Source organism: Streptomyces sp. NPDC048057, from assembly GCF_040653095.1.
GTDB lineage: Bacteria > Actinomycetota > Actinomycetes > Streptomycetales > Streptomycetaceae > Streptomyces.
Genome location: NZ_JBEZNF010000010.1, coordinates 144,583 through 157,452 on the forward strand (window position 1 = coordinate 144,583; position 12,870 = coordinate 157,452).

Genomic DNA, 12,870 nt, shown 5'->3' on the forward strand with positions numbered 1-12,870 from the left:
TCACACCGGCTCCCGGTGTGCGGGCGCATCGTGCCGATGGGTGGGCGGCGGCCCGGGCGCCCAAGGCTTCGCACCGTCGTGGTGATGGTCCAGTGGGGCGTGCGGGTCACCGGTGACGGGCGTGTGGTCGACGTGGACGGTGGCCGCGGTCAGCCGGGGCACCGCGTGGATCAGCGCGTGCTCGGCGGCGACCGCGAGGGCGTGGGCCCGGACGACGGTCAGGTACGGGTCGACGACGATGTCGACCTCGCCGCGCAGCCCGTGACCGACCCAGCGCAGCCGTACGCGCCCCACGTCGCGGACGCCGTTGACGGAGCGCAGCGCCTGCTCGGCATCGGCCACCAGACGGGGGTCGACGCGGTCCATCAGCCGGTGGAAGACCTCGCGGGCGGCGTCCCGCAGCACGAACAGGATCGCCAGGGTGATCAGCAGGCCCACGACGGGGTCGGCCCAGCGCCAGCCGAGGGCCGCGCCGCCCGCGCCGAGCAGGACGGCGAGGGAGGTGAAGCCGTCGGAGCGGGCGTGCAGTCCGTCGGCGACCAGGGCGGCCGAGCCGATCCGGCGTCCGGTGCGGATGCGGTAGCGGGCCACCCACTCGTTGCCCGCGAAGCCGATCAGGGCCGCGGCGGCGACCGCGGGGAGGTGGCTGACGTCCCGGGGGTCGAACAGCCGGTCGAGCGCCTGTACGGCGGCGAGCGCCGCGGACGCCGCGATCGCCAGCACGATCACGACGCCCGCGACGTCTTCGGCGCGGCCGTAGCCGTAGGTGTGGCTGCGGGTGGCCGCCCGGCGCCCCAGCAGGAAGGCGACGCCGAGCGGGACCGCGGTCAGGGCGTCGGCGGCGTTGTGGATGGTGTCGCCCAGCAGGGCGACCGAGCCGGACAGCGCCACGACGACAGCCTGGAGCGCTGCCGTCGCGCCGAGGACGGCGAGGGAGAGCCACAGGGTGCGCAGTCCTTCGCGCGAGGTCTCCATGGCGGGGTCGACGCGGTCGGCCGTTGCGTGGCCGTGCGGCGCGAAGAGGTGCGCTAGCCGGTGTCGCGTCCGATGGTGGTGTGCCGGGCTGCGAGGGGCTGCCATGGCACCACCATGGCAGGTGGACCCCGTTGCGGCTACTGCCGTCCTACCGGGGCTGACCAGGTGCGATGCGGTTGCAGTTGCCCGGTTTTCGTCAGCCGGCGGCGGTCAGCACGATGCGGCGCTGCTCGTCGTGGTGTTCGCGCAGGCTGGCGCGCAGTTCGTCGAGGTCGTCGGGGCGGCCCTCGTCGAGGGTGGCGAGTACGGGGTGCAGTTCGAGCAGGCTCTGGGCGGCGCCGGCGCCGGCGAACAGGAGCAGTTGCCCGGGGTCGGCGTCGGGCAGGGGGCGCACGTCGCGGTAGCCGGTGAGGAAGGCGTCGAGCAGCATCGCGTGCTCGGGTGCGGGCCGGCCGTGGTCGGTCAGGTCGCGGACGGCGTGCGCGACGTCGGCGGCGTACCAGGACAGGGCCGCCTCGTCGAAGTCGAAGGCGGTGGGGGTGTCGCCCTGCCAGGCGAGGTTGTCGAGTTCGAAGTCGCCGTGGATGACGCCGTAGCGCGTCGGGTCGCGCGGCAGGGCCGCGAGTCGGGCGGCGAGCCGTTCGACGGCGGCGGCCAGGTCGCGGTCGTCGGCGAAGAGCGCGGCGGCCCGGCCGATGCCGTCCAGGGCGTGCCCGAGTCCGTCGCCGAGGTCGGCGGCGGCGTCGTGCGTACGGGCGAGCAGGGCGCCCCAGGCGCGGGCCTGCGCTTCGGTGAGGTCGTCGAGGTCGACCTCGTCGCCGGGGGCGCCCTCCAGGCACATGGCGCGCATGGTGCCGAGCGGGGTGTCCACCGGCTCCACGAGCCGGCCGGCGCCGGAGCGTACGAGGGGGGTGAGGGCGAGCCCGCGGTCGTGGAGGCGGTCCATCAGGGCGGCGACGGTCTCGAAGCGGTGGAAGGCCGCGTACCGTTCGGGGACGAAGCGCAGATAGCGTTCCGCGTCGGGCTCGGGGGCGTCCGGGACGACGAACACGTGGGACGCGCTCGAACGCCACCAGCGCGCGGCGCCGGGCTCGTGACCCCAGCGGGCCGCAACCGCGTCGGCGACCGGCGATCGCCACTCCTCGTCCACCAGACGTGCAAGTCCGCTTATTTCGGTGAGTTGCATCATGCGTCCCACCCTTCAGTTGCACCCCGGGCCGTCGCAACGCATTTTCGACGGCCGTGGCGACGGCCCGGGGCGAACCGATCAGCCCGCGGCGAGGGCGCGGGCCTCCGCGGCGATCAGCGCGGCGCGGGCGGCGGACACGCCCCGGCCGGACTGGTTCTCGACCCAGCGGGCGAGTTGGGTGTGGTGTCCGTGCCCCAGCATCGTCGTCATGGTGGCGATGCGGTTGGCGTCGGCGCCGGAGGTGAGCACCAGGTGGGCGAGGCCGGTGCGGCTCGCACGGACGGTGAAGGCGGCATCGGCGGTGGTGGTGCCGCCGGGCCCGGTGGCGGTGGCCCGCAGACGGTGTTCACCGGCGGCGAGACCGCTGAGGTCCAGCGGCTTGCCGACGGACACGGGAGTGCCGTCCACGGTGAGGGTGACCTTCTCGGCGCCGGTGGACTGGACGGCGGTGACGGGGGCCTGGGCGCGGTCGAGGACGGCGCCCGGCGCGGGCGAGGTGATCGCGACCGCGGGGGCGGCCGGCGGGGCGGGCCGGTTCTGCTGGTGGGCGGCGTTCCACCCGGTCAGCTCGGCGGGCCGGTTGGTGATGATGCCGTCCACTCCGGCCTTCTCCAGGGCCCGCCAGCGGTCGGGGCTGTCGACCGTCCAGACCCACACGGCCACGCCTGCGGCGTGCAGGTCGGCCACGATGCCGGGGCGCTGGCGCAGCGCGTCGTCGGAGGGGTTGTACGAGGCGAGTCCCAGTTCGCGGGCGAGGGCGACCGGGTCGGCGTCGAGGCCGCCGCGCAGCAGGCCCAGCGGGAGTTCGGGGGCCAGTTCGCGGACGTGCTTCAGGGTCTCGACGTCGAAGCTCTGCACGAAGACCCGGTCGGCCATCTTGCGGTCGCGCACGGTGGCGACGACGGCGGCGACCTCGTCCCGGGTGTGCCGGCCCTTGATCTCCAGGAGCATGTCGCCGCCGCGGGTGCGCAGGTCGTCCAGTTGCGCGGCGAGGGTGGGGACCCGCGCTCCGGCGTAGGCGGGGGCGAACCAGGATCCGGCGTCCAGGCGGTCCAGTTGGGCCGCGGTCAGTTGGCGGATGGCGCCGGTGCCGTCGGTGGTGCGGTCCACGGTGGTGTCGTGCAGGACGTACGGGACGCCGTCCTTGCTCGGCTGGACGTCGTTCTCGACGTACTCGGCGCCGCCGCGACGGGCGGCCTCGTCGGAGACGAGGGTGTTCTCGGGGGCCGCGGACGACGCGCCGCGGTGGGCGATCACGGTCAGCGGGGAGCCTTCGGGGCGCAGATAGCCCCGGCCGGGCAGTTCGGTGACCTTGAGGTCGTCGAAGGAGACGGTGGCGCCGTTGACGACGAGGGCCTCCACGCCCTTCTCGGAGCGGGCGAGGCGGGTGGTGCGCAGGGCTTCCTTGCCGTCGAAGAACCAGCGGGCCTTGGTGCCGTGGACCTCGACGGCGAGCTTGACGTCCCGCCCGGTGCCGGCGGCGGTGGGCGCGGCGGCGGTGTCGGTGACGTTCCAGGCGCCGGCGGCGGTGCGCTCGGCGAACTCCAGGCCGTTGGCGGCGGTGCTGTTGCTGCGCACGGTGGCGACGGACCAGGGCACGGCGCCGTCGGCGGGCACGTCGAGGCCGAGGGCGGCCCAGCGGGCCGGGTCCTTGACGGACTCGAAGCGCGCGGTGACCTCGATGCGGAAGTTGTCGAGGTGCTCCCCGAAGGTGATCCGGCTCTGCTGGCCGGAGTCGGCGGAGGTGCCGTGCAGCCGGCCGTCCTTCACCTTCCAGGTGCCCTCCACGGCGCGGAAGCCGGCCGGCAGGGAGGAGCCGGAGAAGTCGGTGGAGAGCACCACCCGGGCGGCGTCCGCGCCGTCGGCGGACGCCGTGGCGGGCGCTGCGGAGGTGGGCGCCGCGGTCGACAGGGAGACGACGGCGGCGGTCGCCAGCAGCAGGGACGGGGTGCGCCGTGCGCGGCGGGCGCCGGGGGCGCGGCGGATGCGCGGCGAGAGGCGAGTTCTGAGCGACATGGCCGGCACCCTACGGAATGCACCCGAACATGTACGTACGGAGGGACGAATGTCCGCCGGCGCCGTCGTGACCGGGTGCCGACGGCGCGGTGAACGAGGGCGCGGGCACGAGGCGTACGGGGGTACGGGCCCGAAACGTCCGGGACCCGGGGCCGGCATCGCCGCCCCGGGTCCCGGACCCCTGACCACGGCCCGCCTTGGGCCGGTGTCGACGTCACACCGGAGAGGTCGTCACGTACCGCTTTCCGGCGGCGTTCTCGACGAAGACCTCCTTGACGTCCTTGCCCGCCACCGCCGCCGAGCCGTCGAGGTTGGCGCCCTTCTCCTTGCTGCCGACCACCCAACTGCCCGCGACCTCGCGCTTGCCGTCCTTGGCGACGACCACCAGCCGGCACAGCTCCCCGGCCGGGATGCCGCTCACGGCCGCGTTCACCCGTACCCAGTCGGCGGCCGGGGTCAGCCGAACCGCCATCCGGGCGCCGGTACCGGCGTCGGTGCCGGAGGCGAACTTGGTGTCCGGCACCACGGGCGGCGCGGAGACCGCCGGCCGCGGCGGCAGCGCCACCCTCTCGCCCTCGTCCGCGGTGCCGCGCCCGACGAGGAAGCCCGCTCCCAACACGGCCGCCGCGACGGCGGACGCGGCCACCCCCAGCATCACCCTGCGCCGCTTCTCGGACCGCGCGCGCTCGGCGTGCACGTGGCGCAGGGTCCGCTGGAGCATCAGATCACCGCCCTCCGGCGGCCCGTCGAGGAAGGCTTCCGGTGGCACTTCGCCGAGGGTCGCCTCCAGGTCCCGCAGGGCTTCCAGTTCCACCCGGCACCCCTCGCACTCGGCCACATGGCCTTCGATCCTGCGCTTCTCCTCCTCGTCGAGGGCGCCGAGCGCATAGGCGCCGAGCAGTTCGCCGTCGTGCTGCTGGATGCTCATGCCACCGCCTCCTTCAACACGACCAGCCGGCCAGTTCCGGGTTTCTCCGCGTACTGCTCTCTTAACGCCTTCAGCGCATAGTGTGACCGGGATTTGACCGTCCCGGCGGGAATTCCGAGGACCTTCGCCGCCTCGGTGACCGTCCGTCCCTGGAAGTAGATCTCCACCAGCACGTCCCGGTGGTCCGGGGACAGCTTGTCCAGGGCCTCCATCACCACCATGGAGTCGACCACCGCCTCGGCGTGGTCGTGCGCCACGGGACCGTTCGTCGGCGACTCGGCGACCTCGGTGGGGCGCGCGGCCCGCGCCCGGCTGCGGTCCGTGATGATGTTGCGGGCCACGGTGAGCAGCCAACCGCGGACGGAGCCCTTGCCGTTGGTGAGCACGTCCTGGTGCCGCCAGGCGCGGATGAGCGTCTCCTGGACCACGTCCTCCGCGGCGCTGCGGTCTCCCGTCAGCCTCTGCGCGTACGCGAGCAGGGCTCTGCCGTGTTCCTCGTACAGTGCCCGGACAAGTACCTCGTCGCTCGACTTCTGCCGAGTGCGCGACCACAGTGCCGCCATCCACTCACTCCGTCCTCCGCAGGTCCGATGCCTTCAACACGGGTGCGGGGTCGAGACGGTTCACCGGGGGCGGTCAGGAGCGGGCAGCCCGGCAGGTGCGGCCCTCGTTGAGGCAGTCGGCGACCTCGGCGCGCTGCCGGTCCGTCATGGCGTTGACGGACATGGCGTGGTCGGTCATCGGGTCGCGCCGCTGCTCGGGGAAGGAGTCCACCGCGAAGGCCACCCCGTCGGGGAGGTCGTACGTGAGGGTGATGCGCAGCTGGGGCACCGGGAAGGTGCCGGTGGGGCAGGCGCCGTTCCCGGCGGGGAAGATGATGTGCGCACGGTGTCCGTCACTGTCGGACTGGAGCCCGTTCCAGCAGTTGGGGAAGGTGAAGGTGCGCGTCAGACCGCTGCCGGACGGGCAGCGGGGGTACTTGGTGGTGGTGCGGCCGGGGGCGTTGGAGCAGCCCCACTGGGCCCGGACGTGTTCGTCGGTGGTGGTGGCCGCCACCGGGTCGCCGGTGATGGTCCGCAGCCCGGCGGGCTGGGGCACGACCTCGCTGACCGGACTGCCGTGGTAGACGATGCGCACTGCGGAGGGGACGACGATCTCGCCGGTGTTGCCGTGCTTGCCGCCGCCGTGGGCCTTCGCGTCCGAGCCTGCGCGGTCCAGCCGGCGCAGCACGGGCCAGAAGTACGCCGAGCGGTCGCCGCCGCGGCAGGTGGTGGGGGCGGCGGCGAGGCTGGCGTCGGTGGACAGGGCGTTGGTGGTGGTGTTGCCCACGTAGTCGTGGGTGTGGTGGGCGCCGCCCACCAGGCCGGGCGAGGTGACGACGTTGTCCGTGTTGTAGTGGCCGCGTTCGTTGCGTCCGCACTCCACGGCGTACGTGCCGGTGGAGGCGTCGGGGCCGGGGGGCGGCGCGGCCGGGGGCGCGGGGACGTCGGCCAGGGAGACGTAGGCGCTGTCGGGCGGCGCGTCGTCGGCACCGGCCGGGCGGTTGGCGACGATCGCGGCGACGAGGACTCCGACGGCCAGCGCGAGCACGGTCACGTTCCTCGTCAACTTCCGTTTTGCCGCTCGTAGTTGAATCGCCACTCAGTAAGCGTTTCACCTTCTGTTCGGCTGTTCAACAACTTGTGGTTGAACCTTTCATCCGGCTGAGCCGTGTGTCGGGCACGACGGGAGCGTCCCGTCGAGCCGGTGACGGGAGGGCAGATGGCCGAGATCGACATGCCCGGTGCGGAAGTGGAGAGCATGGGCGCTCTCCTGGCCCGGGTGATGGAGCTGATCGAGACCCGGGCCTCCGGTTTCGACGCGGTCGCCGTCGGCCCCCCGCTGGCCGCCGCCGGCCGGGAGTTCGACGAGCGCTGGAACGACGGGCGCTTCCAGCTCAAGCGGGAGTGCAAGGCGCTGCGGGAGGGGTGCGAAGCGATCGTGAAGGGCTTCGCCGACGCCGACAAGGAGATGGCGTCCGCGCTCAAGGACGACGGCGACGGAGGGACGGGGAAGTGAGCACGGACGACTCCACCGGACCCGGCGACGGGCGGGACGGGCGGGCCCGACCTCAGGGCGGCACGGACGCACGACCGGTCGACCCCGACCGCGCACCGGACTCGTTCGGCATCGCGGTGCCGGAGACCTGGACCTCCTACGACCTCGACGGGGACGCCCTCGCGCCGGTCCGCGCCGAGATGCTGCGCAACGCCCCGAGGAAGACCGAGCGCGACCTGATCAACGCCACCTTCCGCGACGCCCGGCGCATCCTGGCCACGGCCCGCCGGCACGGCGCCCTGTACGCCGCGGGCACCACGACGATGTACGAGGACGGCCTGTTGATGGCCGGCGTGATGATCTTCAGCCTGACGCAGCCGCAGGGCGAGAGCTTCTCCGCCCGGGACCTGGCCCGCCAGTTCTCCGCGACCGGGGGCCGCCGCACGCACAGCGGCGTCGAACGCCGGTTCACCACGGTGGAGTTGCCGGGCGTCGGGCGGGTCGGACGGCTGACGGGCGTGGAGCGGGGCGACCTCGCCCACGGGGTGTCGTACAAGATGCTGGTGATGCACACCGTGGTGCCGGTGCCCGGCTCGCGCCGGGTGCTGGTCATCACCTGCCACAGCCCCAACCTGCCGCTGGCCGAGCAGTTGTACGACGTCTTCGACGCGATCACCGGCACGTTCACCTTCGAGTACGCCGCGCAGGGCGAGCCCTCGGCGGTCGGCGGCTGAGCGATCGGGCGCGCCGAAGGGCCCGGACCGAGGAGCAGCGGTCCGGGCCCTTCGTCGTGCCGGCGCGGTGTCAGGCGGTGAGCGCCGCGCCGTGGTTCTCCGCCATCGGGGCGGGACGGGGCACCCGGACGGTCTGGTAGCGGCCGTCACCGAGGTGCACGTGGGCCCGGCCCGGCTCGCTGTCCGCGCCCAGGATGCCGTGCGGCACCCGTAGCCCCACGATCTCGCCGTCCGTGATCGAGCGCGGGGCGAGCAGTGCGCCGCACCGGTTGCGCCGCATCGTGGCCTGCCAGCCGGGCAGCGCGCTCAGCAGCGCCTCGTTGTTGCCGGCCACGACCAGGCCCCAGCCGTCGCCGGCGCTGCCGCGCGCCAGGGCGGCGAGGTCGCCGTCGATCTCGGAGTTCATCAGCAGTTCCCCGTCGTCGACGACCACCGCACCGGCCGGGCTGTCCACCCTGCCGAGCGCCCGGCGGAAGTCCGCGACGGTCAGGTCCACGTCCGTGAACACCTCGACCACCCCGTCCACGCCGGCCAGGTCGCGCAGCGGCGAGGCGAGCGGCGCGACCACCACGATCTTGGTGCCCTGGGCGAGCAGCGAGTGGGCGAGGGTGCGGGCGACCGTGCTGCGGCCGGACCTCGGCGGCCCGACGACCAGGAAGGACGGTACCCGGGACAGGTCCGTGCCGATCGCGGACAGCTCGTCGCCGCCGACGCCGACCATCGCCCACAGCGGGGACGTTCCGTGCGGTCGGCGCTGCCACGCCTCGGCGAAGCTCAACTCGTCCGGCAGCACGTCGACGCGGAAGGGTCGGTGGTCGGCGGGCACGTGCTCGTCGCGTTCGCGCACCCGGTCGGCGAGCGCGGTCAGCGCCTGGGCCTGGGCCGCGCCGGAGGCGTCCGCGGCGATGAGCGCGATCTGGGCGCTGCGGCCGGTGCGCACCTCGACGGCGCGACCGGGCGGCAGGTCCTCGGGGACGGTGCGCGGGCTCAGTCCGGCCATCGAGTAGTCGTTGCGTTCGTTGAACCGGGTGACCAGCTTGTCCTCGGTGCTGGAGGCGAACCGGCCCTGGGTCAGCACCCGGTCGCCGGTCACCACCACGTGGACGCCGGCGCTGGCGCCCTCGCGCAACAGGGCCACCAGCGCGTCCATCACGCTGCCCTGGTCGTAGCTGCCGAAGTCCCGCTCGAACGCCTCGAACCGGTCGATCAACACGACGACGTGCGGTGGGCGTTCGTCCTCGGGCAGATGGCGGCGCAGCTCGGTCAGGTCGGAGGCGCCGGCGCGGCCGAGCAGGACGCGGCGCCGGGCGGTCTCCTTGACGAGCCGGTCCAGCAGCCGGCCCACCCGTTCGATCTGGGTGCGGTCCACGACGGCGCCGCAGTGCGGCAGCCGGGTCAGCACCGTGAGGGCGCCGTTGCCGCAGTCCAGCCCGTACAGGTGGACGTCCGTGGTGCTGTGGGTGTCGGCGATGGCGGCGGCGAGGCTTCGCAGCGCCTGCGACCTGCCGCCGCGCGGCGAGCCGATGAGGTGCAGATGGCCCATGGTGTCGAGGTCGAGGACCAGGGGGCGGCGGGTCTGTTCGTCGGGCAGGTCGATCAGGCCGTACGGGACGGGGGCGAGGGCGCTGGGCACGGTGGCGCCCAGGTCGACGGCCGCACCGGCGGCGTCCACGGCCGGTGCGGGGAGCGCGGCGGCGATCTCGTCCAGGGTGAGCACCTCGGGCAGCGGCGGCAGCCAGGGGCGGCGCGGCGCGGCGGCGCCCGTCTGCACGGCGGCCTCGCGCACCGCCGTGACCAGCACCGCGAGGTCGGTGACGGGCTGTACGGCGGTCGGCTCACGCGTCGTCGCGCGCGGCGGCGGATCGCCCAGCAGCTCCCAGTGGACCTCGGTGAGCCGGGGCGCGGGTCGTTCGGTGGACGCCGCCACCTGTTGGGCGCGCCGGCCGCCGATGCGTCCGGTCTGGAAGGGCAGCAGCGCCGCGTGGCCGAGGCGCGCGTAGGCACGGCCGGGGGTGCGGGGCGAGAGTTCGCCCGCGTCGGGGCCGTCGATGATGTCGCGGCTCTCGCCGACGTCGGTGGTGCGCAGCGCGATCCGCAGGTTGGTGTTGGCGCGGATGTCGGAGGTGACGGCGCCGGAGGGCCGCTGGGTGGCGAGGATCAGGTGGATGCCGAGGGAACGGCCGCGCTGGGCGATGTTGACGAGCCCGGAAACGAAGTCGGGCAGTTCACGCACCATCGAGGCGAACTCGTCGATGACGAGCACCAGTCGGGGCAGCGGGTCGAGCCCGGCGACGCTGGTTGCCCGCTTCGCCAGGAAGTCGTCGATGTCCTTGGCGCCGGCGTCGGCGAGGATCCGCTCGCGCCGCTTCAGCTCCGCGCCGAGGGAGACCAGGGCGCGCTCCACCAGGTGCGTGTCGAGGTCGGTGACCATGCCGACGGTGTGCGGCAGCAGTTCGCACTCGGCGAAGGCGCTGCCGCCCTTGTAGTCGACGAGGACGAAGTTCAGCTCGTCGGGCCGGTTGGCGACGGCGAGGGAGGCCACCAGGGTCTGGAGGAGTTCGGACTTCCCGGAGCCGGTGGTCCCGGCGATCAGCGCATGCGGGCCGTCCGCTGCGAGGTCGACCGCGAAGGGGCCGTCGACGCCCTCGCCGAGCACGGCCCGGGTGCAGCGTCCGCCCAGGGCCCAGCCCGCGGCGACCGCTTCCGCCGTCGGCGGCTCCAGGCCGAGGACGTCCAGCAGTCGGGCGGAGGTCGGCAGCAGGCTCTCCTCCGCATCGTCGCCGACGTCGCGCACGGGGGCGAGCGCCCGGGCGACGCCGACGGCCCAGCCGCGGTCGGGGGCGTCCGTCAGCACGCCGGCGACCGGGTCGGCGGCGGCCTGCTCGACCCGCAGCCCCCGGGTGGTGGCCACGGCGACGGCCTGGCACTCCTCGGGCAGCATCCGGGCTTCGTCGTCGATGCACAGCGCGTACACGCCGTGGGCGGGGCCCTCGCGCAGCAGCGGGATCACCCCGGGCAGCGAGCGCAGCCTCCGGGCCCCGTCGAGCACCACGAGGATGTCGGGTTCGCCGACGGCACCGCCGCGCGGCGCCCGGTCGCCGGCCGTCTGCCGGGCGGCGACGACGGCGGCCAGTTCGGCGATCCGGCGCCCCACTGACTCTGCGGTCGGGCCGGCCAGGCTGTAGGTGTCCTCGCCGATCGGGGCGGTGTGCGGCAGCCAGTGCAGCCAGGACCAGCGCTCGGCGTCCCCGACCCGGTCACGGTTTCCCGACAGCACGCAGATCCGCAGGTCGGAGGGGCTGTGCAGAACGGCGCTCTGACCCACGAGCCAGCGCACCAGAGGGTCGGCCGCCATGCCCCCCGCGACCCCGATGACCCCCGCGGCGCGCAGGGACACGGACACCGGGACGGCGTGGGTGGTACGGGTCAGCATCCGGCGGTGCTCGGCCTCGGCGGGGTCCTCCAGCTCCACGTACGCCGGCCGGTCCGCCACGCCGAGGCGCAACAGCAGGAAGTCGTTGTCCCGCCAGCGCCGTTCCCACAGCCGTTGGCGGGGGCCGGTGGCGATCAGGGTGACGAGGGCGGGGTCGGGGCAGGCGGCGCGCCGGGCGCGCTGTTCGGCGAGGACGGCTTCGGCGACGTCCGCGTCGAGTTCGGTCCTGCGCTGCTCGTACTCCTGCATCTGGTCCTCGTAGTTCTCCTTGCCGCGCCGCTTGTTGGAGAGCTGGCTGGCGATCGCGATCACCGGGGAGAGCAGGCCGAAGACGAGGAAGCGGATGTTGCCGAAGACGACGACCGCGACGAGCGCCATCGCCAACGGCGCGAAGATCATCACGAGTTGGAGCGGGTTGCGCGGCGGCTTCGAGGGCGGCATCGGCAGCCGGAACTTGTCCCGTACGGGCGGCGGCAGCAGCCGGGGCGGCCGGTTGTAGTCAAGCCCGGTGCCGTCCTCGGAGGGCTGGAGGGCCGCGTCGGGCCGGGACGGCTCGGCGAGTTCCAGCAGGACGGGACCGGCGGTGAGGATCCCGCCGACGGGGAACGGCGTCCACTCGGGCACGGGCTCGTCGTCGAGTCGTACGCCCTCGGCCGCGGCGCGCACGGTGGCGGTGCCGTCGGCGGCGACCTTGAGGTGCGCCGCGGTCCCGGGTATCCCCTCGGCGGTCAGGTGCAGCGGGTGGTGCGGATCGGACCCCAGCGCGTACTCTCCCGGCGGCAGCCGGAAGACGGCGCCGGCGCCGGTCCCCGCGACGGCCCTGAGTTCGGCCACGCCGTCCGGTTCGGCCGCGGGCAGCGGCAGGGGCCCGCCGATGCCGAGCAGCCCTCCGGGCCGCAGCTCCAGCTCGCCGACGGGCCGGTCGCCGGGGAGCGGTTCGCTGCCGCGGTACAGCACGGGGCGCACCGGCGACGGTCGGCCGTGCAGTTGGTGGGCGATCTCCGCGGCGAGGTCGCCGGCCGGCACCGCGGGGTCGGTCTCGATCAGGAAGTCCGCGCTCTGTCCCTCTTCGGGGTCGACCGCGGTGACGGTCAGCCGCATGGCGCTCCTCACGCTCGCGTGGGCGGTACGGATCCGGGTCCGGGGCGGTGGCGGCAAGGGCCGGGACGGTCCGCCCCCCCGGGCGTCAAAGGCTCAGCCGCGGAGGCTGGCGCCGAGGTCGCGGTCGAGCTGGGCGAAGCCGTCGCCGACTCCCTTGACGTACTTGGAGACGCCCTGGAGGCCCTGGACGACCGAGTCGTACCCCTTGAAGAACTGCTCGCAGAAGTCGACGAAGTCGGTCTTGGCCGCCGGGGTGTTGTAGCCGTCGGAGACCAGGCCGCGCAGCTCGGTCTGGATCGCCTGGAGCTGGGCTATCGCGACGTCGTACTGGTTCATGGTGTTCGCCGCGGTCTGGTTGAGCTTCTCGTCGTTGACGATGTAGTCGGCCATGGCTGGTCCTTCGGGAGGTGGTGCCGGGTGGGGTGCGCGCCGGCCCGGGCGGGGGTCGAGGTGGCCC

Annotated in this window: 10 protein-coding genes; 2 read left to right on the forward strand and 8 right to left on the reverse strand. The window is 74.1% G+C overall.

Annotation, left to right across the window (positions count from 1 at the left end):
- The 6 genes from AB0E05_RS14195 to AB0E05_RS14220 all read right to left on the reverse strand — a co-directional run bounded on the left by AB0E05_RS14195 (position 1) and on the right by AB0E05_RS14220 (position 6,698).
- The gene (locus AB0E05_RS14195; RefSeq protein ID WP_361962873.1) at positions 1-1,080 is read right to left on the reverse strand and encodes a cation diffusion facilitator family transporter; all 1,080 of its coding nucleotides are present in this window, start codon (positions 1,078-1,080) and stop codon (positions 1-3) included.
- 91 nt (positions 1,081-1,171) lie between these two features.
- Positions 1,172-2,164: a phosphotransferase gene (locus AB0E05_RS14200; protein ID WP_361962876.1), complete on the reverse strand. Its 993-nt coding sequence runs from the start codon at positions 2,162-2,164 to the stop codon at positions 1,172-1,174.
- A gap of 78 nt (positions 2,165-2,242) precedes the next feature.
- A complete protein-coding gene (locus AB0E05_RS14205) occupies positions 2,243-4,180 on the reverse strand; it encodes a glycerophosphodiester phosphodiesterase family protein (RefSeq protein WP_361962878.1) in 1,938 nt (645 codons plus the stop codon).
- A gap of 214 nt (positions 4,181-4,394) precedes the next feature.
- On the reverse strand, positions 4,395-5,108 hold the full coding sequence (locus tag AB0E05_RS14210) for a zf-HC2 domain-containing protein (RefSeq protein WP_361962880.1): 714 nt from the start codon (positions 5,106-5,108) through the stop codon (positions 4,395-4,397).
- Positions 5,105-5,671: a sigma-70 family RNA polymerase sigma factor gene (locus tag AB0E05_RS14215; RefSeq protein WP_361962882.1), complete on the reverse strand. Its 567-nt coding sequence runs from the start codon at positions 5,669-5,671 to the stop codon at positions 5,105-5,107. Before AB0E05_RS14215 ends, AB0E05_RS14210 begins: the two co-directional genes overlap by 4 nt.
- Before the next feature lie 73 nt (positions 5,672-5,744).
- Positions 5,745-6,698: a DUF1996 domain-containing protein gene (locus tag AB0E05_RS14220; protein ID WP_361962884.1), complete on the reverse strand. Its 954-nt coding sequence runs from the start codon at positions 6,696-6,698 to the stop codon at positions 5,745-5,747.
- A gap of 171 nt (positions 6,699-6,869) precedes the next feature.
- Between AB0E05_RS14220 and AB0E05_RS14225 the strand changes: the two genes are divergently transcribed.
- Entirely contained in the window at positions 6,870-7,166 is a 297-nt protein-coding gene (locus AB0E05_RS14225; RefSeq protein ID WP_361962886.1) for a hypothetical protein, read from the forward strand.
- Entirely contained in the window at positions 7,163-7,879 is a 717-nt protein-coding gene (locus AB0E05_RS14230; protein ID WP_361962888.1) for a hypothetical protein, read from the forward strand. Before AB0E05_RS14225 ends, AB0E05_RS14230 begins: the two co-directional genes overlap by 4 nt.
- Positions 7,880-7,949: 70 nt before the next feature.
- Here the strand turns inward: AB0E05_RS14230 and AB0E05_RS14235 are convergent, their stop codons facing one another.
- Positions 7,950-12,413 carry an FtsK/SpoIIIE domain-containing protein gene (locus AB0E05_RS14235; RefSeq protein ID WP_361962890.1) on the reverse strand — a complete coding sequence of 1,488 codons (4,464 nt, stop codon included), beginning with the start codon at positions 12,411-12,413 and terminating at the stop codon, positions 7,950-7,952.
- A 93-nt stretch (positions 12,414-12,506) separates the two neighbouring features.
- Positions 12,507-12,803, reverse strand: a complete 297-nt coding sequence (locus AB0E05_RS14240; protein ID WP_361962892.1) for a WXG100 family type VII secretion target — start codon at positions 12,801-12,803, stop codon at positions 12,507-12,509.
- Positions 12,804-12,870 lie beyond the last annotated feature (67 nt).

What these genes read in the sequence shown, in the direction of transcription:
- AB0E05_RS14195 (WP_361962873.1), bottom strand. Translation starts at nt 1,080, where the DNA reads ATGGCAGCCCCTCGCAGCCCGGCACACCACCATCGGACGCGACACCGG.
- AB0E05_RS14200 (WP_361962876.1), bottom strand. Translation starts at nt 2,164, where the DNA reads ATGATGCAACTCACCGAAATAAGCGGACTTGCACGTCTGGTGGACGAG.
- AB0E05_RS14205 (WP_361962878.1), bottom strand. Translation starts at nt 4,180, where the DNA reads ATGTCGCTCAGAACTCGCCTCTCGCCGCGCATCCGCCGCGCCCCCGGC.
- AB0E05_RS14210 (WP_361962880.1), bottom strand. Translation starts at nt 5,108, where the DNA reads ATGAGCATCCAGCAGCACGACGGCGAACTGCTCGGCGCCTATGCGCTC.
- AB0E05_RS14215 (WP_361962882.1), bottom strand. Translation starts at nt 5,671, where the DNA reads ATGGCGGCACTGTGGTCGCGCACTCGGCAGAAGTCGAGCGACGAGGTA.
- AB0E05_RS14225 (WP_361962886.1), top strand. Translation starts at nt 6,870, where the DNA reads ATGGCCGAGATCGACATGCCCGGTGCGGAAGTGGAGAGCATGGGCGCT.
- AB0E05_RS14235 (WP_361962890.1), bottom strand. Translation starts at nt 12,413, where the DNA reads ATGCGGCTGACCGTCACCGCGGTCGACCCCGAAGAGGGACAGAGCGCG.
- AB0E05_RS14240 (WP_361962892.1), bottom strand. Translation starts at nt 12,803, where the DNA reads ATGGCCGACTACATCGTCAACGACGAGAAGCTCAACCAGACCGCGGCG.